The following is an 18,524-nucleotide window of genomic DNA, read 5'->3' as shown; positions in this document are numbered from 1 at the left end:
TCGGCCGGCGGGCGGACCCCGGGCGTACCCGTTTCTGCGTAGCGTCGCGGACGGCACACGGGGGTCGCACCGCGGGTTCACACCGTTGTCACAGGCCGGCGCGGAACATCCGGGCGTGTGAGCGATCCGACCTGTATCCGCTCACTTCGCGCCCCAGCCGCCCCGGGGCGCATCCGGCCGATTTGGACTACGCTGATGGAGCGCCGCACGAAGCGCCCCACGCCTCACAGGAGAACACTCCATGCCACGCCACCCTGTCCTGGAGCGGGTTACGGCCCGCATCGTGACCCGCAGCCACGCCACGCGCCAGGCTTACCTCGACCGCACCCGCGCCATGGCCGGGCAGAAGGTCGAGCGCGCCAACCTGTCCTGCACCAACCTCGCCCACGGCGTGGCCGCCATGCCGGACGACGCCAAGATCCGCCTCAAGGCGCAGGAGCGCCCCAACCTGGCCATCGTCTCGGCCTATAACGACATGCTGTCCGCCCACCAGCCGCTGGAAGCGTTCCCGCGCTGGATCAAGGAGGCCGCGCTGGCCGCCGGCGGCACGGCGCAGTTCGCCGGGGGCACCCCGGCCATGTGCGATGGCGTGACGCAGGGCCAGGACGGCATGGACCTGTCGCTGTTCTCGCGCGACGTGATCGCCATGGCCACCGCCGTGGCGCTGTCCCACCAGATGTTCGACGGCGTGCTGTACCTGGGCGTCTGCGACAAGATCGTGCCCGGCCTGGTGATGGGCGCGCTGTCCTTCGGCCACCTGCCGGCCGTGTTCGTGCCGGGCGGGCCGATGACCACCGGCATCGGCAACGAGGAGAAGGCGCACATCCGCCAGCTCTACGCGGAAGGCAAGATCGGGCGCGTGGAGCTGCTGGAAGCCGAGACCCGGTCCTACCACGGCCCGGGCACCTGCACCTTCTACGGCACCGCCAACTCGAACCAGATGCTGATGGAGATCATGGGCCTGCACCTGCCGGGCACCGCCTTCATCAACCCCGGCACGCCGCTGCGCGAGGCCCTGACGCGCCATTCGGCCACCCACGCGCTGACGCTGGTGCATGGCGGCGAGCGCTACACCCCGGTGGCCGATGTGCTCGACGAACGCGCGTTCGTCAACGGCATCGTCGGGCTGGTGGCCACGGGCGGGTCCACCAATCACACGCTGCACCTGATCGCCATGGCGCGCGTGGCTGGCATCCAGCTGACCTGGGACGACTTCGATGAACTCTCCGCCGTGGTGCCGCTGCTGGCGCGCGTCTACCCGAACGGCAAGGCCGATGTGAACCAGTTCCAGGCGGCCGGCGGGCTGGCAGTGGTGATTCGCGGCCTGCTGACGCTGGGGCTGCTGCACGACGACGTGACCACCATCGCCGGCAAGGGGCTGGCCGACTACACGCGCGAGCCGGTGCTGCGCGACGGCAAGCTGACCTGGATCGACGGTCCCACGGCCTCGCTCGACGACACCATCGTGCGCCTGCCCGACCAGCCGTTCGCGCCCGATGGCGGGATCAAGCTGCTCGACGGCAATCTCGGGCGATGTGTTATCAAGACATCCGCCGTGAAACCCGAACATCAGGTGGTGGAGGCGCCCGCCATCGTCTTCGAACGGCAGGATGACCTGCTGGACGCCTTCAAGCGCGGCGAACTCGAGCGCGATTTCGTGGCGGTGCTGCCGTGGCAGGGGCCGGCGTCGTGCGGCATGCCCGAACTGCACAAGCTCACGCCTACGCTGACGCTGCTGCAGGACCGTGGCTTCCACGTGGCGCTGGTGACGGATGGGCGGATGTCGGGGGCGTCGGGCAAGGTGCCGGCGGCCATCCACGTCTGCCCGGAGGCGCTGCTGGGCGGGGCCCTCGGCAAGGTGCGCACCGGCGACATCGTGCGTGTGGACGCGCCAGCCGGCGTGCTGACCGTAAAGCTGGCCGATGCCGACCTGGCGGTGCGCGAGGCCGATCGGCCTGATCTCTCGCGCAACCGGCACGGCGTGGGGCGCGACCTGTTCGGCGGCTTCCGCGCCCATGTGAGCACGGCCGAGACCGGCGCGTGCTCGCTGTTCGCGGACGAAGGGGTGGAGCCGCGCTAGTTCGGCCGGCGCGGCGGGGTGCGGCGGGCGTCGTAGCGGTCCGCCTTGCCATCGCTGTCGGCCCCGTCTGCCAGCGCCTCCTCATCCACCTCCGGCACGTGGACTTCCTGCACCGGCACGGCGATCCGGCAGCCGGCGGCTTCCAGCGTGGGCTTCAGCTTGCTGAAGAAGCCGAACTGCACGTTCCAGAAATCGTCATTCGAGGTCCAGTAGCGCGCGTTCAGCGCGATGCCCCGGTCGGTGTACTTCGTCACCATGACCTCGGGCCTGGGCTCGGCCAGCAGCCGCGGCTCCTTGGCCAGCATGGCCTTGAGGGCATCCAGCCCAGCCTGCACGGGGCTGTCGAAGGTCACGGCGATCTCGATATCCATGCGCCGCGTGACGTTCTCGCTGTAGTTCATGATCGAACTGCCCCAGAGCTTGCCGTTGGGCACGCGCAGGCAGACCCCGTCGAAAGTCGTCAGCTCGGTCATGAACAGCCCGGTCTCGCGCACGGTGCCGGCCACACCCTGGGCGTCGATGTACTGGCCCACGCGGAACGGGCGCAGCAGCACCAGCATGATCCCGGCGGCGATGTTCTGGAGCGTGCCCTGCAGCGCCAGGCCGATGGCCAGGCCGGCGGCGCCGAGCATGGCGATGATGCTCGCGGTCTGCACGCCGAACTGCGACAGCACAAGCACCACGGTCAGCACCCGCACCACCCACTGGGCCACGCTCGCCAGCATCGGCCGCAGTGTGTCGTCCACATGGGTGTGATGGAGGCCCTGCCTGACGGCCCGCGCGGCGCGGCCGGAGAGCCACCAGCCGGCAAGCAGGATGGCCAGCGCGGCGAGGCAGTTCAGCCCCTGACTGACCGCGAACTGGGTGAGATAGGCCCAGGTGGCCTGGACTTTGTCGGCGTCGATATACGGCAATTCCATGCGTTCGCTCCTCAGTGCAACCCGGGCCGACTCGCGAAGGACGTGCCAGCCAGCCCGCCGGGCAATCCCAAAGCGTACCCGTTTCTGCGTGGGCCGTTGCCACGCAATGGCTCACGGGGGCCCGCACGGCGCGCCGCTTACATCACAGTCGGGGGAGGAAAGGCAGAGGGAGTGCAGTGATTACAACTTTCGGCCGTGAGCCGTTGTAATCCCTGCATGGAGAGCGCGGGCAGCAGGGCCCGGCGGGAAGGTGGGCGCAGAAACGGGTACGCTTTGCCCGGATCGGAAGCGGTCAGCGCGCCGGGGCCGGGCGGTCGTGGGGATGATCGTGCAGGCGGTCTCGGTCGGCCAGCGCCGGGAACAGCCGCATCCACGCGAACACCACCAGCACCGTGCCGGCGCCGCCCAGCAGCACCGCGCCCACGGGCCCGAGCAGCGCCGCCGTGACGCCCGATTCGAACTCGCCAAGCTGGTTCGACGCCCCGATAAACACCGAGTTGACCGCCCCCACGCGACCCCGCATGTCGTCCGGGGTATCGAGCTGCACCAGCGTCTGGCGCACCACCACGCTGATCATGTCCGACGCGCCCAGCACCACCAGCGCCCCCATCGAGAGCGGCAGCCAGCTGGAAATGCCGAAGACCATCGTCGCCACGCCGAACAGCGCCACCGCGCCGAACATCACGCGGCCCACGCGCCGGTTCAGCGGGTTCCGCGCCAGCCAGAGCGCCGTGACCAGCGCGCCGATGGCCGGCGACGAGCGCAGCAGCCCCAGCCCCCACGGGCCAGTGTGGAGGATGTCCCGCGCATAGATCGGCAGCAGCGCCGTGGCGCCGCCGAGCAGCACCGCGAACAGGTCCAGTGACACCGCGCCCAGCAGCACCTGATGGCTGCGGATATAGGCAAATCCAGCAAACAGCGTCTTGATGCTGACCGGCGTGGTCAGCCGCTGCGCGGCCTGGCGCAGCTTGAGCGTGGCCACCAGCACGGCGGCGATGGCGAACAGCACGGCGCTGATCGAATAGACCACGCCCGGGCCCGCCACGTAGGCGAAGCCGCCCAGCGCCGGGCCGATGATGATGGCGGTCTGGCTGGCGGAACTGGCCAGCGCCACCGCGCGCGGCAGCTGGCGCGGCGTGACCACGCTGGGCAGCAGCGCCTGGAGCGTGGGCGTCTCGAACGCGCGACAGGCGCCGATGGCCGCCACGAACAGGAAGATGTACTCGCGCGTGATCCCGCCCGAAAAGCTCGCCACGGCCATCGACACGGCAATCACCGCTTCCAGCGCCTGGCAGGTACGCACGATCCGCCGGCGGTCGAAGCGGTCGGCCACGTGGCCGGACATCAGCAGCAGGACGATCGACGGCAGGAACTGCACCAGCCCGACCATGCCGAGCATGAAGGGATCGCGCGTGAGGTCGTACATCTGCCAGCCCACCGCCACCGTGAAGATCTGGTAGCCGATGGTCGTGCAGAGTCTGGCGAACCAGAAATGTCGGAAGGCGGGATCGCGGAAAACGGTGTCCGGCTCGGCGGCCGGCACAGGTGTGACGGTGGACATGGGGGGCGGCAGGAAGGGATGCGATGTGCGCCGGATGACACACGTGATGGCAAACGGGCGCGCGGCTCGTCGGTCATCGTACAAAGCTGAGAATTCTAGCCGACCCGACCCGAGGGCGCTGAATTCTCCATGTATCAATGTTGATGCATTCCCGCCACGCCGGGGACAAATTGCGCCGTCATGGGAATCATTCGTATTTATAATCCGGGCAACTTTTTGCAAGTATTCCCTGGACCTCATCGTGCTGCCCGCATTTCGCCTCAACGTCGCCGCCACTGGCGTCGCCCTGCTCTGCCTCTCTGTGTCGGTCTCGGCACAAACCGCTCCCGAATCCGCCGAAACCCCGAACGCCCCTGCCAACGGCAGCACGCTGAACGCCGTGACGGTGGTCGGCAACTGGCTCGAGGCGCCGAACGAGGAAAAGGTACTCGAGCACCCGGGCGCGCGGACCATCGTCGACCGCGAAGCGATCAAGGAGACCGGCGCGAACAATGTGCGCGATGTGCTGCGCCGCATTCCCGGCGTGCAGGTCCAGGACAGCAACGGTACGGGCGGCAGCGACATCTCGCTGAACGTGGGCGTGCGCGGCCTGACCTCGCGGCTTTCGCCGCGCTCCACGATCCTGATGGACGGGGTGCCGCTGGCTGTGGCGCCGTATGGCCAGCCGCAGTTGTCGATGGCGCCGCTGTCGCTCGGCAACCTGGAAGCGATCGACGTGGTGCGTGGCGCCGGCTCGGTGCGCTACGGCCCGCAGAACGTGGGCGGCATCATCAACTTCGTGTCGCGCCCGATTCCCAAGACGTTCGCGGCCGATGCCTCGATCGAGACCGATATCTACAGCCATGGCGGCAACGCCAAGGCCAATCCGACCGCGTTCATCGGCGGCACCAACGAGCAGGGCCTGGGCGGCGCGCTGCTGTACTCGGGCGTGCACGGCAATGGCTACCGCGAGAGCAACGACTACGTCGATATCGACGACCTGATGCTCAAGGGCGCGTACCGGATCTCGAAGAACGACGAGATTTCGGCGGCCTTCCACTATTACGAAGCCCACGCCGGCATGCCGGGCGGGCTGACCTCGGCGCAGTACGCGGCCAATCCGTTCCAGTCGGATCGCCCGTATGACGATTTCTCGGGCCGTCGCTCGGATATCTCGCTCAAGTATTCGCACAACGACGCCAACCGCAAGTTCGAGGTGCTGACGTACTACACCGACAGCTTCCGCGGCAGCACGATCGAGCAGCAGGGCACGGGCGCACAGGCCGCGCAACGCCGCCTGACCACGGCGCCGCGTAACTACCACGTGTTCGCCTTCGAGCCGCGCTACTCGCAGCTCTTCCGTACCGGCAGCGTCAGCAACGAAGTGAGCGTGGGCTACCGCTACCTGCGCGAAGCAAGTGATGAACAAGCCACTCGCACGGCGTTCTATCGGCCCGGCTCGGTGAACGCGCCGGACCTCGCCGCGCCGGTCTACCAGTGGCGCACGGGCGGCACCACGGCCAATGCGGTCTATATCGATGACACGATCAATTTCGGCAACTGGACCATCACGCCCGGCCTGCGCTACGAATTCATCCGCTCGGACCTGACCGACCGCTTCACCAACGTGCGCACCGATGTGTCGTCGAACGAGCCGCTGCCGTCGCTGGCCGTGCTGTACCACATCAGCGACAACTGGACCGCGTTCGCCAACGCCGGCGTGTCGTTCGGGCCGCTGCAGTACTTCCAGATCGCCTCGACCACCAACGGCCTCGTGCCGGAGAAGGCCAAGACCTACGAGGTCGGCACGCACTTCAACAGCACCAACGGCTGGGGCGGCGAGCTGACGCTGTTCAACATCGACTTCGACGACGAACTGCAGCTGCGCGGCGGCACGGGCGGCGCGCCGGACGCGTGGACCAACCTCGGCGCCACGACGCACCGGGGCGTGGAATCGTCGATCCGCTATGACTTCGGCACGCTGTCGAAGACGCTGGCCGGCCTGAGCGCGTACGCCACGTACACGTTCACCGACGCCACGTACAACCAGGGCAACTTCGCCGGCCGCGACCTGCCGTTCTACTCGCGCCACGTGGCCACGCTGGGTATGCGCTATGCGCGCAACCGCTGGGCGTTCAACCTGGATGGCTTCGCGCAGTCGAAGCAGCGTTCGCCGGGCGACCCCGCCACGGCCACCGCCTACCAGACGGCGGAGACGGCCGATGGCCGGCTGGGCGATATTCCGGGCTACGCGCTGATGAACATGCGCCTGGGCTACGACTTCGGCAAGTCGGCGCAGAACCTGAAGCTGGCAGTGGGGATCAAGAACGTGTTCGATCGCCGCTACTTCACGCGCTCGACCGACAACAACTTCGGCAAGTACGTGGGCATGCCGCGTACGTTCTACATCCAGGCATCGCTGGCGTATTGAGCGATTGTGCTGGCAGCTCAAACGCTGCCGGTTTGCTCCCTCTCCCGCATGCGGGAGAGGGGCCGGGGGAGAGGGATTGAGCCAGCGGCGCGATCCCCACTTCCCCAGGTCAGACGATCTCGCGCGTTTCCAGGAACTGGAGGTTCGGGAAGCGCTCCTGCGTCAGGCGCAGGTTGACCATGCTGGGTGCCAGGTAGACGTGGTCACCGGCGCCGTCCAGCGCCACGTTGTGGCCGGCCTTCTCGATCAGCTTCTCGATCTCGGCAGCATCGCCACGCAGCCAGCGCGCCGTGGCGCATTCATGCGATTCGAAGATCGCATCGACCCCGTACTCGTGCTCCAGCCGGTGCGCCACCACATCGAACTGCAGGATACCGACCGCGCCGAGCACCAGATCGTTCGACGCCAGCGGGCGGAACATCTGCGTCGCGCCCTCTTCGGCCAGCTGCTGCAACCCCTTCTGCAACTGCTTGACCTTGAGCGGGTTGTTCAGCCGCGCGCGGCGGAAGAACTCGGGCGCGAATGACGGAATCCCCGTGAACTTGAGTCCCTCGCCCTCGGTGAACACATCGCCGAGGCGGATCGTGCCGTGGTTCGGCACGCCGATGATGTCGCCCGCGTAGGCTTCCTCGGTGGTGTTGCGGTCCTGCGCCATGAAGGTGATGGCGTTGTTGATGGCCACGGTCTTGCCGGCCGAGACGTGCAGCAGCTTCATGCCCCGGTCGAACTTGCCCGAGCAGACGCGCACGAAGGCGATGCGGTCGCGGTGGCGCGGGTCCATGTTCGCCTGGATCTTGAACACGAAGCCGGTGAACTTGGCTTCCTCGGGCTCCACCACGCGGCTCTCGGTCTGGCGGGCCAGCGGCGGGGGCGACAGCTCGCACAGCGCGTCCAGCATCGACTGCACGCCGAAGTTGTTGATCGCCGAGCCGAAGTAGACCGGGGTCTGCTTGCCGGAGAGGAAGGCTTCCCTGTCGAAGGTATGCGATGCACCGCGTACCAGTTCGATTTCCACGCGCAACTCGTCCGCCTGGCTGCCCAGGATGCGGTCGAGTTCGGGGTTGTCCAGCCCGTCCAGGATCGCGGCGGTGCCCTTCTCGCCCTTGGGGTCGAACAGCTGCACCTTGTCCTCGATCATGTGATACACGCCGCGGAACGCCTTGCCCATGCCGATCGGCCAGGTCATCGGCGCGCACTGGATCTTGAGCACGTCCTCGATTTCATCGAGCAGTTCGATCGGCGAACGGCCTTCGCGGTCGAGCTTGTTGATGAAGGTCAGGATGGGCGTGTCGCGCAGGCGGCAGACGTTGAGCAGCTTGATGGTCTGCGCTTCCACGCCGTTCACCGAGTCGATCACCATCACGGCCGAGTCGACGGCGGTCAGCGTGCGGTAGGTGTCTTCCGAGAAGTCCTCGTGGCCCGGGGTATCCAGCAGGTTGACGATGTTCTCGGGGACGTCCGGCCGGCGGCGGTACGGGAACTGCATGACCGACGAGGTCACCGAGATCCCGCGCTGCTTTTCCAGTTCCATCCAGTCGGACGTGGCGTGGCGGTCGGCCTTGCGGGCACGCACTTCGCCGGCCACCTGGATGGCGCCGCCGAACCACAGCAGTTTTTCGGTCAGCGTGGTCTTACCCGCGTCAGGGTGGGAGATGATGGCAAAGGTGCGACGACGCGCAATTTCGGAAACGAGCGAGCTCACGGCAACGGAATCTGGTGACTGACAGGCAGGATCGGGTGGAGGGCCCCGGGCGGGGCACAGGGAATGGGGCGGTATTTTACCGGTTCGCGGCCCCCGGCGGGGTGGCGCCGTGCGCGGCACCCGGCCCCGCGCGGTTTTCCATCGCCGGATCGCGCCCGCGCAGGCTGCCGAACTGCAACGCGTACTGGCGCGTCAGCTCGGCGCCGAAGAAGAAGATTTGTGCCGAATAGTACACCCACAGCATCAGCGCCACGACCGAGCCGGCCGCGCCATAGGACGACGCCACCGCGCTGTTCCCCAGATAGATCCCGATCAACCGCTTGCCCACGGCGAACAGCAGCGCGGTGATGATCGCGCCCATCGTCACATCCCGCCAGGCGATGCGCGCGTTCGGCAGCATCTTGAAGATCACCGCGAACAGGGCCGTAACCACCGAGAACGAGAACACCGTGGAAATAGCGTCCGCCACCGGGGCGAACCAGGAGGCCGTCCAGAGCGCGCCCCAGAAGCGGTCGATGACGGCCAGGGCCGCGTTGACCACCAGCGAGACCAGCAGCATGAAGGCCAGCGCCAGCACGATGCTGAACGACAACATCCGCGCGCGGAGCAGCTTCTTCCAGCCCGCGCCAGCCGGGGGCGGGGCGTGCCAGATGTCGTCCAGGCTGCTCTTGAGTTCGGCGAAGGCACTCGTCGCGCCGACGATCAGGATGCCGAACGCGATGGTCGCCGCCACGCCGCTACCCCCGGCGCGGTGCGTGGCGGCCAGAATCCCCTGGATGGCGGCGGCGCCCTGCTCGCCCACCAGACCGTTGAGCTGGGAGAAGATCTCGCCGCGCGCAGCCTCGGCGCCGAAGAACAGGCCGGCGATCGAGATCACAAGCACCAGGATCGGCGCGAGCGAGAACAACATATAGAAGGAGAGCGCCGCGCCCTTGCTGGCCGCGCGGTGCTCGAACCAGGACTGGATGGCGGCCGAGACCACGCGGAAGGTGCGCGCGGCCGTGTGGCGGTCGGGCAGGATGCGTCCACGCTGGGGCCGGGGCGGCGCGCCCTCGGGCGGCCGGGAAGCTTGTTCAGGAGGCATGCCGGATCTCGGATGGTGGAGGGTGATGACCTCGTCACGTTCAGAGCATGGACGACGCGGCCGGGGCTGTCTGTCCGCGCGCGTCCGACCTGCGTTCATGATAATGCGCATCCGGAGCGGCGCCGGTGCAACCTGCTACAGTAAGTTCAGGCACACCCGCCGGCGCGCGGACCCGCCGCGCCCGGCCAGGAACAGGAGACTTCCGTGATCCGCACCTCGATCAGGCGCCCCGTTGCCGCGCTCTGCCTTGGCCTGCTGGCGCTGGCCGGCTGCGAACAACAGCGTGGACAGCCGGGGCCGAAGCCCATTTCCGGCGCCACGTCCAATGTGACCCCGGGCGACCGTCCGGCACCGATGGCGCCGAGCGCATCGGTCCCGTCGGGCACCCCGCGCTAGCCGCCGGCGCCTCGCGCCCATCCTCCCCTGCCCTGCCACGCCGGCTCGACGCCCGACGAGCGTACCCGTTTCTGCGTCGATCCTCCCCGCCACCCTCATGTTTCAGCCCTGCAACCGGGTGCACACGCGTGCCGCGCCTCCGTGCGGGCGCGTCCGGGCTGCGCATCAGGACGCGCCATCGGCCCTGCCGCCCCACCGGCACGCGCAACGGCGTGCCGCCGCGCGGTCATTCGGGGGCGACATGTGCTGCCGCCTCCCACCTTGGCAGCGTTGGCAAGGGCCCGGGCAACGCGCGATGACGCGCCGATCGCCCCAGCCGCCCTGCCACATGTCACACGACCACGCGCGCCTCCGTCCGCTTGCGTTACAGCGGCGAAACCGATCGACGCCGCCTGGCGTCCCGTTCCGGGGCTGGCACAGGTGCCGACGTCGCGCAGCCCCTATAAAACAAGCGTTCGGCGCGCATTGGCACACTTGTCGCTCTGTACCGGGCAGGGAGAAGCACGCGCCTTAGACAACTATTCGACTGACACGCAGGAGGAACCTCCGCCATGCGTCATCCGCCCGCGCGAATGACGGCACGCAGGCGCGCCCATCGGTTGGCGGGCCCCGCACCGTCCGTGATTGACCTGCTGTCGCCGCCCCTGCTTCCGTCGCCCCGCCAGCCACTGCGCCCGATCGCCTCGTATTGCGCCGCGGCCAGCCGCACGCTGGCGGTGTCCGCCAGCCGGCGCCGCAACGGGTTGCCGGCAGGCTGAGGGCACGCCGCAGGGACAACATGAGATGACAGCCGACATCGGCATTGCTTGCAGTATTTGAAAGCTTTACGTGCTCCGTCCCCCGGCGGGCACCTTTTTCCAGCAAGGGAGTGAGCCACCCATGAACGCCAGAGTCCCCGCCATCATCGCGCTGGCGCTGCTCTCGACCGCGACGACTGCCGCGTTCGCCGGCAACTACGCGTACTTCGACCGGCCCGACTGCGCCAACCTCAACAGTCACGCCGCCCTCAGCAATGACAGCTATGTGCGCAGCTTCGCCTGGGCCTGGGGCGATCTGACCTTCGCGCCCGACCAGAGCGCGAACCACCCCGACGAGCGCCAGGCGCGCGACAGCGCCGAGCCGCGCGACCCGCTGCCCACGCGCGGGCCAGTCGACGCCACGCCGCCAAGGCACCGCCGCGACAAGATCAGCATGAGTTGAATGGACTAAGGAACGAAGGGAGGGAGGCAGGAACGATTCTTGTGTGCGATCAAGATTGAGGACGATCTCCGCGCGGGCCAGGCCGCGCTAGCCTGCCGCTGCTGTCCGGGCGGTGGGACGAAGGGGGTCCGGCGAGCGGACGTCGCCGGGTTCCCCCTGGCACTTCGGCACGGGCGTGCCCGGGGCGAATTACTCCGCCACGGCGCCCGGTTGCGAATCGACGCGGATGTTGTGCTTGTGCATGAGCCGGTACAGCGTCACGCGTGACACATTGAGTTCTCGCGCCGCCGGCACCACGTGAAAGCCGTGGCTGGCCATCACCGTGCGGATCGCCTCGCGCTCCGCCTCCTCGCGGATGGCATCGAGCGTCTTGCGCGGCAACTCCACGCCCCCATGCAATTGCAGGTCTTCCGCAGTGATCTTGCGGTTGTCCGTCATGACGATGGCGCGCCGGACCCGGTTGATCAACTCCCGCACGTTGCCCGGCCAGGCGTACTGCATCATCGCCTGCGTGGCGCACGCGGAGAAGCCGCGAATACGCCGGTGGGCCTCGTGCCCGTGCTCGGTCAGCACCGCGTTGGCCAGCAGCAGGATGTCTTCGCCCCGATCGCGCAGCGGCGGAATCGTCAGCGTCAGCACGCAGAGCCGGTGGAACAGGTCGGAGCGGAAGCGGCCGTCCGTCTGCGCCAGCACCAGGTCCACGTGCGTGGCCGAGATGATGCGCAGGTCGAGCGGAATCGACTGATGCCCGCCCAGCCGCGTGATGCAGCCCTGCTGCAGGAAGCGCAGCAGCGCCACCTGGCTCTCGAGGGGCAGGTCGCCGATTTCATCGAGGAACAGCGTGCCGCCCTGCGCCTGCTCGATCCAGCCGATCTTGCGCGCGTTGGCGCCGGTGAAGGCGCCTTTCTCGTAGCCGAACAGTTCCGACTGCACCAGGTGCGAGGGGATGGCGCCGCAGTTGATCGCCACGAACGGGCCCTTGCGGCGGCTCGATGCCTCGTGGACGGCCTGCGCAGCCAGTTCCTTGCCGGTGCCCGACTCGCCCGAGATGAAGACCGGCGCGTCGTTGTGCGCCACCTTGGCCAGCGAGCGGAACATCACGCGCATGACATTGCAGTCGCCGATCATCGGGCCGTGCGGCACATGCTCGGGCGCGCGCACGCCATGCAGGCTGGCCATGCCGTGGGCGTGCTTGAGCGTGTACGCCAGTTCATCGAACGAGAACGGGGTGCGCACGTAATCCACGCAATAGTCGCGGATCATGCGGCGGATGCGTTCGTCCTCGATCATCTCGTTGGAGGTGATCGCCACCCAGGTCACGTGCAGATGCTGGAGGCCCTGCTCCAGTTGGGTCAGCTCCGCATCGGAATAGGTCGATTGCAGGTCGAGGATGCCCGCCATGGGGGCACTGCCCCGCACCACGCGCTCCAGGTCGCGCACCTGCTGCACGCGCCGGATCTCCCAGCCCTGGCCGAATTGCTCGGCACTGAATCCAAAATCTTCGAAACGCGACACCAGCACGATCTGTGCGGAGCGTGTCGACGCTTTGCACAGTCGGTCCATGCCGTTCTCCCTGACGTTTGTCTTTTTGTTCGCGGCGGCCACCCCGGCAATCGCGCCGGAAGCGGGCCACATGGCCCGGCTGGTTTCCGCCGGCTGCGGGGGCTCCCCCGCGCGCAACGTCGGCATCACGGTCTGGACAGACTGCGAGACTGTTCTTCGAGCACGCTGTCGTAGTCACGGCCGGCGTGCAGTTCGTCGCGGATGCGGCGGCGCACCATGTCTTTCTCGCGCATCAGGTCCACGCTGGGCGCTTCGGGCGACTGGCCGGAGTACTGGAAGTAAAGCGCCTTGTAGGTGAGCTGGCTCAGGATCCATTCCTGGAGCAGCGTGCGCTGGCGCGCGAGTTCCTCGGCCAGCATGCGATGGCGTTGCATCAGGGCCTCGACGGCCTGGCGCGTGCGCGGCGAAATCTCCGTGTCCTCGGCGAGCAGCACGGCGACTTCGGTGTCCGGGCCGCCTAGGTCGGCGTCCCGTAGTGAAATATCGGACGCGTCACTGGCCAATGGCGCGCGGTGAATCGATCGACTGGCGGATGCACTGATGGGCCCGAATTCGGGACGCCGGATCTCTCCTGCGGTCATGATTTGTTCCCCGTTGAACAACACCCCCGGCACTGCGTACGATTACCACTGTCTATGTTTGGTTTTGAGCTGTCTGTTGTCTGCCACACGTGTCGGCCGTGTGGTCTGTTATGACTTCTGTGACTTCCTGGTGGCCCCGCCGCCGCTGCAAGACGGTCTCGTTGGACGCTCTCGGCCGATGGCGGCCTCCGCGCGCGGGCCGCGGCCCTCCATATAGGCCGGAGTCAAGAAAGGGCGCTCTCACGCGCCCTTCTTCTACTTCGCCTCTAGTTCAGTGCATTTGAGACGGTTTGTCCAGCCCGAAGTGATCGGTTTCAGCCATGTCTCATACTTTAGTGTGAGATCAGAATCTCACACTGCAGGCCATCCGTCAGGTTAATGAGCGCTCACATTTAACGCAGAATCGGGTACGGCGTCGGACGTTTTCGGTCGGTTTCAGTGCCCCGGCAGGTAATAGAACTTGAACAGAAACACGGCGGCGATGATCCACGCCATGACCGGTACTTCGCGCGCGCGGCCGGTCAGCAGCTTCAGCACCGCGTAGGCAATAAAGCCGAACGCGACGCCATTGGCCACCGAGTACGTGAACGGCATGCCGAGGACGGTGAGCACGGCGGGGACGACCTCGGTGACATCGGTCCAGTCGATGTCGACCAGCTCGCGCAGCATCAGGCAGGAGACATAGAGCAACGCCGGCGCGGTGGCATATGCCGGCACCGTGCCGGCCAGCGGCGCGATAAACAGGCAGGCCAGGAACAGCACGGCCACGGTCACGGCGGTCAGGCCGGTGCGGCCGCCGGCCTGCACGCCAGACGCGCTCTCGATATAGGCGGTGGTCGACGACGTGCCGAGCAGCGAGCCGGCCATGATGGCAGTGCTATCGGCCATCAGCGCCTTGTTGAGCCGATGCATCTTGCCAGCCTTGAGCAGCCCGGCGCGGTTGGCCACACCCATCAGTGTGCCGGTGGCATCGAACAGCTCGACCAGGAAAAAGACCAGCACCACGTTGATGATGCCGATGGACAGCGCGCCGGCGATATCGAGCTTGAACAGCGTGGGCGCGATCGACGGCGGGGCCGAGAACACGCCGTGGAAGGTGTTGCCGCCGAACAGGAAACTGAGCACGGTGGTGAGCAGGATGCCGATCAGGATCGCACCCTTCACCTTCAGGCGGTCCAGCGCGACGATCACGAAGAACCCGATAGTCGCCATGATCGCGGGAGGCTGGTGCAGATCGCCGATGGTCACCAGGGTGGCCGGGCTGGCCGCGATGATGCCGGCGTTCTTCAGCGCGATGATCGCCAGGAACAGCCCGATGCCCGCCGTGATCGCACCCCGGATCGCATGCGGGATACCCTTGACGATCATCTCCCGGATGCGGAACAGCGTGACCAGCAGGAACAGGCAGCCCGAGATAAACACCGCGCCGAGCGCCGCTTCCCACGGCAGGCCCATGCCTTTGACGACTGTATAGGCAAAGTAGGCGTTGAGGCCCATGCCCGGCGCCATCGCGATCGGATAATTCGCAAAGAACCCCATGATCAGCGTGCCGATGGCCGCGGCCAAGCAGGTGGCGACGAACACCGCGTCCTTGGGCACACCGGCATCGCCGAGGATGCTCGGATTGACGAAGATGATGTACGCCATCGTCAGGAACGTGGTCACGCCGGCCAGCACTTCAGTGCGCACGTTCGTGTTGTGCTCGGCCAGGCGGAACAGGCGCTCGGCCAGGCTGGCGCTGGCCTGGCTGGACTGGAAGGCGGGCGCGGAATCGCTGCCCGGCCGCTCGGCGGGGTCCGGTAGGGACATGTAGGGTCTCCTGGAATGTGTTGCGCCTGCTTTCGTCTGGCTCGCCCGGCCCGGGCGGCAGCCATGGGCTGCATGACAGACAATAGGCAAAAGGCGGGATGATCCCATAGGCCAACGTGACGGTGCCAGCCCCTGGCGGGGAATCCCCACCTTGACGAAGCCGCGAATCCCCCGTATAAACCACAGCTAGATTCAAGCGACGAGGCAACAGTTCATTCGTTAGCCACCGTTGGTACTTCGGTTGTCCATGGTGTCCTTTCCTTGAGTTGGCAGTGCGATGGTGTGTGCACCATCGGTTTCTTTTTTATCTTTTTTTGGAAAGCAATACCATGCAAACCGGTATCGTCAAGTGGTTCAATGACGCCAAGGGCTTCGGCTTTATCAAGCCGGACGCAGGCGGTGATGATCTGTTCGCCCACTTCTCCGAAGTGCGCGCCGACGGCTTCAAGTCGCTGCAGGAAAACCAACGCGTGTCGTTCGAAGTCAAGAACGGCCCGAAGGGTCTGCAAGCTGCGAACATCACGCCGCTGTAAGCCAAGGTAGCTCCGGCACGCCGCAAGGTGTGCCAGCAACCGAAAGAGCCCCGCCATCACTGGCGGGGTTTTTTTTCGCCTGTTTTCCGCCGGATCGGGCTTCAGGTCGACCGGCTTCAATTTATCGTGCGTCTTTTTTCGTGCCCCGCGCAGTCGCGCCGCAGAAACGGGTACGCCTTCCTGATTGATCTCCGCAGAAATGGGTACGGCTGGCGGCTGGCCGTCGCCTCGGCAGGCCGCTATCGCACGCAGAAACGGGTACGCATTGGCTTGTGGCGTCCCATCGCTCGAGGCCGGTTTCCTTCGATTTTTGCCTGGCTAGGGTGGGAATCCGCCGCGAGTTGTCCCCGCAGAATCGGGTACGCCGCGAAAGCCCACCGTATACGGTCCGCAGCCTCATATGGGGTCGCAGAAATGGGTACGGTTTCAGCAGCAGGTGACGTCGGAGGTGTGGACGCACGCGCAGAAACGGGTACGGTCGCTCAGGGCGCGGGAGATGTATACGTTCCGAGCGGCACTGCGGGGCGTCAACGTAGCGCAGAAACGGGTACGCAGCGGATTCCTCGGTTTGATTCGGCATACGTTGAGAGTGAGTACTGGCTTTTAAGCAAAGCTAATGCTATAGTCGGACCGGTTTTGCAGGCTGACGTATTGCGCCCGCAATTTGCGCAGAATTGGGTACGCACTTGGCATTTGCTGGCGCTGGAATCGCCGCAGAAATGGGTACGGTTGCCGGCAGCGCAGCAAAATGCTGCCAACTCGCAGAATTGGGTACGCCGCAGAAACTGGTACGCAACGAGGCTGGGAGGCTTCGAACCTGCCCAGCGCAGAAATAGGTACGCTTTGAGCCGCTTGGCCCGCAGAATCGGGTACGCATCGACTGGCTGGAAACCTCACGGCGCACCCATTTCTGCGGGGATAACGCGGTTGTTCACAGCCCCTCCACGCAGGGAAACGGCCGTCGGGTACGGTTCGCGCAGAAACAGGTACGCTTTTTGCCCATCCCGCTGTGGAAAAGCCTGTGGGATCAGTGAGTTATCCCCGCAGAATCCGGTTCGCTGTTTCCGCTGAAACGGGTTCGCCCAGCCGCAGATTCGGGTTCGGGGCTTCGCAGAATCGAGTACGCTTCCACGCAGAATCGGGTTCGCGGGGCGTACTTTTCCCTTTTGAAATCAACGGCGTTTTCCCTCCGTATACGGTTTACAAGTAGTTAACCCGTAACGGTATCGTTTACTTGTAGCTGATGCGCCGCCAACCGTGGACAACCCTGGCGGGTTGCCCACCGCATGCCGGCCATCCTGCCAGTCGTGAGAAACCCGACACCCGAAACAGATCGCTTGCAGAGAAGCCCGTCAGCGCTGACAGGGAACCGCAAGCTCGGGGGCAACGCGACCGGACAGCCAAAACACACAAAGAACGTATACGTACCTGTTTCTGCGTGACAACGTTTACGGGTTCGCGTAAAAAGGCGGGTAATCCGAAGCCCGTCAATATGCCCATCAAACGCTCCCTGGCCACCGAGGGGGATCGCTCCGTCCTGCAAGGGGATCACGAGCCTTCCCGCATCATCGTTCCCGGTAACGAGAACGTCCTGGTTCCGTCCGAGAAATTCCAGCGCCTCTTCGACGAGGCCCAGGCGATGGAGCGCGAGGACGCCTGGCACAGTGGCGAAGTGGGCTTCCTGAGCCGCGCCAGCGTGCAGGTAACCCTGCCGTATCGCGCCCCGAAGGGCGCGCCGCCCGTGTGGACGCGCACCAGCGGCAACATCTCGCTGATGATCCAGCCGGGCTACTTCACGCAGCAGCGCTCCGAACGAGCGGCCAATGGTCGTCAGAAGCTTGTCTCCGAAACCGTGTCGCTCGGGTATCCGTACGGCTCCTATCCGCGTTTGATGCTTGCCTGGATCGGCAAGGAAATCATGGCGAAGAAGAAGCGCGGCGAGTTTACGGGCACGGTCGAGGACCGCCGCATTTCGCTCGGTAATTCGCTGTCGGAATTCATGTACAACCTCGGCATTCCGATGGCCACCGGCGGCAAGCGCGGAACCATGACGCTGGTGCGCCAGCAAATGATCCGGCTGTTCTCGGCGACCATTGCGATCGTGCAGAACAAGTCGACGCCGACGCCCAATCAGACGCCGAATCACGAACCCCTGTCGATCGACCGCGTGGGCTACCTGCTGGCCGACCAGCTGTCGACGTGGTGGGACCCGATGCAGCCCGGTCAGGGCTCGATGTTCGAGAGCTTCGTGGTGCTCTCCGAGCCGTTCTTCAACGAGCTGGTGAACCGTCCCGTACCGGTCGATATGCGCGCGCTCAAGGCGCTCAAGCAGTCGCCGTTCGCACTGGACGTGTATTCGTGGCTGACCTACCGGTTCTTCACGATCCAACGACGCACCGAGATCCCTTGGGAAGCGCTCCAGATGCAGTTCGGTACCGAGACCGAGAGCGAGCGCAAGTTCCGCGCGCTGTTCCGCAAGGCGCTCAAGGATGTGCTGGTGGTGTATCCGGGCGCCAAGGTCGACGCCGATTCGTCGAAAGCCCTGGTCCTGCAGCCGTCCCGCACGAGCGTTCGCAAGCTGGCCTGAAGGCGATCTGACCGCTGGAACGAAAAAGGCAAGCGACGAGCGCTTGCCTTTTTCTTTTACCCGTCACGCGCTTGCGCGCATGGCAGGACGTTCAGTGA

The 18,524-nt window shown here is 66.1% G+C and carries 12 protein-coding genes; 5 read left to right on the top strand and 7 right to left on the bottom strand.

The window, feature by feature from the left end; all coding sequences use genetic code 11:
* The first annotated feature begins 241 nt into the window (after positions 1 to 241).
* Complete coding sequence (gene edd, locus AC1DP9_RS11015; protein WP_477107341.1) at positions 242 to 2,080, top strand: phosphogluconate dehydratase; 1,839 nt, start codon at positions 242 to 244, stop codon at positions 2,078 to 2,080.
* Here the strand turns inward: edd and AC1DP9_RS11010 are convergent.
* Both AC1DP9_RS11010 and AC1DP9_RS11005 read right to left on the bottom strand, forming a co-directional pair.
* The gene (locus AC1DP9_RS11010; protein WP_477107340.1) at positions 2,077 to 3,000 is read right to left on the bottom strand and encodes a mechanosensitive ion channel family protein; all 924 of its coding nucleotides are present in this window, start codon (positions 2,998 to 3,000) and stop codon (positions 2,077 to 2,079) included. The two genes, edd and AC1DP9_RS11010, sit on opposite strands and share 4 nt — an antisense overlap.
* Positions 3,001 to 3,292: 292 nt before the next feature.
* Positions 3,293 to 4,561: an MFS transporter gene (locus AC1DP9_RS11005; protein ID WP_477107339.1), complete on the bottom strand. Its 1,269-nt coding sequence runs from the start codon at positions 4,559 to 4,561 to the stop codon at positions 3,293 to 3,295.
* A 241-nt stretch (positions 4,562 to 4,802) separates the two neighbouring features.
* Between AC1DP9_RS11005 and AC1DP9_RS11000 the strand changes: the two genes are divergently transcribed.
* Complete coding sequence (locus AC1DP9_RS11000) at positions 4,803 to 6,971, top strand: TonB-dependent receptor family protein (RefSeq protein WP_092294179.1); 2,169 nt, start codon at positions 4,803 to 4,805, stop codon at positions 6,969 to 6,971.
* Between the two features lie 109 nt (positions 6,972 to 7,080).
* Here AC1DP9_RS11000 and AC1DP9_RS10995 read toward each other — a convergent pair whose 3' ends face one another.
* Complete coding sequence (locus AC1DP9_RS10995) at positions 7,081 to 8,673, bottom strand: peptide chain release factor 3 (RefSeq protein ID WP_092294181.1); 1,593 nt, start codon at positions 8,671 to 8,673, stop codon at positions 7,081 to 7,083.
* A gap of 76 nt (positions 8,674 to 8,749) precedes the next feature.
* Positions 8,750 to 9,757 carry a YihY/virulence factor BrkB family protein gene (locus AC1DP9_RS10990; protein ID WP_092294183.1) on the bottom strand — a complete coding sequence of 336 codons (1,008 nt, stop codon included), beginning with the start codon at positions 9,755 to 9,757 and terminating at the stop codon, positions 8,750 to 8,752.
* Positions 9,758 to 11,032: 1,275 nt separating this feature from the next.
* Between AC1DP9_RS10990 and AC1DP9_RS10985 the strand changes: the two genes are divergently transcribed.
* Entirely contained in the window at positions 11,033 to 11,353 is a 321-nt protein-coding gene (locus tag AC1DP9_RS10985; protein WP_092294187.1) for a hypothetical protein, read from the top strand.
* 189 nt (positions 11,354 to 11,542) lie between these two features.
* Here the strand turns inward: AC1DP9_RS10985 and AC1DP9_RS10980 are convergent, their stop codons facing one another.
* The 3 genes from AC1DP9_RS10980 to AC1DP9_RS10970 all read right to left on the bottom strand — a co-directional run bounded on the left by AC1DP9_RS10980 (position 11,543) and on the right by AC1DP9_RS10970 (position 15,306).
* Positions 11,543 to 12,916 (bottom strand): sigma-54-dependent transcriptional regulator, encoded by a 1,374-nt coding sequence (locus AC1DP9_RS10980; RefSeq protein WP_092294389.1) that lies wholly within the window; start codon positions 12,914 to 12,916, stop codon positions 11,543 to 11,545.
* Positions 12,917 to 13,041: 125 nt separating this feature from the next.
* Positions 13,042 to 13,497, bottom strand: coding sequence for a hypothetical protein (locus AC1DP9_RS10975; RefSeq protein ID WP_092294188.1), 456 nt, complete (start codon positions 13,495 to 13,497; stop codon positions 13,042 to 13,044).
* A 435-nt stretch (positions 13,498 to 13,932) separates the two neighbouring features.
* Positions 13,933 to 15,306 carry an NCS2 family permease gene (locus tag AC1DP9_RS10970; RefSeq protein WP_477107338.1) on the bottom strand — a complete coding sequence of 458 codons (1,374 nt, stop codon included), beginning with the start codon at positions 15,304 to 15,306 and terminating at the stop codon, positions 13,933 to 13,935.
* A 329-nt stretch (positions 15,307 to 15,635) separates the two neighbouring features.
* On the opposite strand from AC1DP9_RS10970, the gene AC1DP9_RS10965 reads away from it, so the two are divergent.
* Together AC1DP9_RS10965 and AC1DP9_RS10960 are read left to right on the top strand one after the other, a co-directional pair.
* Positions 15,636 to 15,839: a cold-shock protein gene (locus AC1DP9_RS10965; RefSeq protein WP_008646365.1), complete on the top strand. Its 204-nt coding sequence runs from the start codon at positions 15,636 to 15,638 to the stop codon at positions 15,837 to 15,839.
* A gap of 1,492 nt (positions 15,840 to 17,331) precedes the next feature.
* A complete protein-coding gene (locus AC1DP9_RS10960; RefSeq protein WP_092294194.1) occupies positions 17,332 to 18,426 on the top strand; it encodes a replication protein RepA in 1,095 nt (364 codons plus the stop codon).
* Positions 18,427 to 18,524: the final 98 nt, after the last annotated feature.

It is taken from the genome of Cupriavidus sp. 01L43, assembly GCF_056399925.1.
This window is presented reverse-complemented; position numbering and strand designations above follow the sequence as displayed.

What these genes read in the sequence shown, in the direction of transcription:
- edd (WP_477107341.1), top strand. Translation starts at nt 242, where the DNA reads ATGCCACGCCACCCTGTCCTGGAGCGGGTTACGGCCCGCATCGTGACC.
- AC1DP9_RS11010 (WP_477107340.1), bottom strand. Translation starts at nt 3,000, where the DNA reads ATGGAATTGCCGTATATCGACGCCGACAAAGTCCAGGCCACCTGGGCC.
- AC1DP9_RS11005 (WP_477107339.1), bottom strand. Translation starts at nt 4,561, where the DNA reads ATGTCCACCGTCACACCTGTGCCGGCCGCCGAGCCGGACACCGTTTTC.
- AC1DP9_RS10990 (WP_092294183.1), bottom strand. Translation starts at nt 9,757, where the DNA reads ATGCCTCCTGAACAAGCTTCCCGGCCGCCCGAGGGCGCGCCGCCCCGG.
- AC1DP9_RS10985 (WP_092294187.1), top strand. Translation starts at nt 11,033, where the DNA reads ATGAACGCCAGAGTCCCCGCCATCATCGCGCTGGCGCTGCTCTCGACC.
- AC1DP9_RS10980 (WP_092294389.1), bottom strand. Translation starts at nt 12,916, where the DNA reads ATGGACCGACTGTGCAAAGCGTCGACACGCTCCGCACAGATCGTGCTG.
- AC1DP9_RS10975 (WP_092294188.1), bottom strand. Translation starts at nt 13,497, where the DNA reads ATGACCGCAGGAGAGATCCGGCGTCCCGAATTCGGGCCCATCAGTGCA.
- AC1DP9_RS10970 (WP_477107338.1), bottom strand. Translation starts at nt 15,306, where the DNA reads ATGTCCCTACCGGACCCCGCCGAGCGGCCGGGCAGCGATTCCGCGCCC.
- AC1DP9_RS10965 (WP_008646365.1), top strand. Translation starts at nt 15,636, where the DNA reads ATGCAAACCGGTATCGTCAAGTGGTTCAATGACGCCAAGGGCTTCGGC.
- AC1DP9_RS10960 (WP_092294194.1), top strand. Translation starts at nt 17,332, where the DNA reads ATGCCCATCAAACGCTCCCTGGCCACCGAGGGGGATCGCTCCGTCCTG.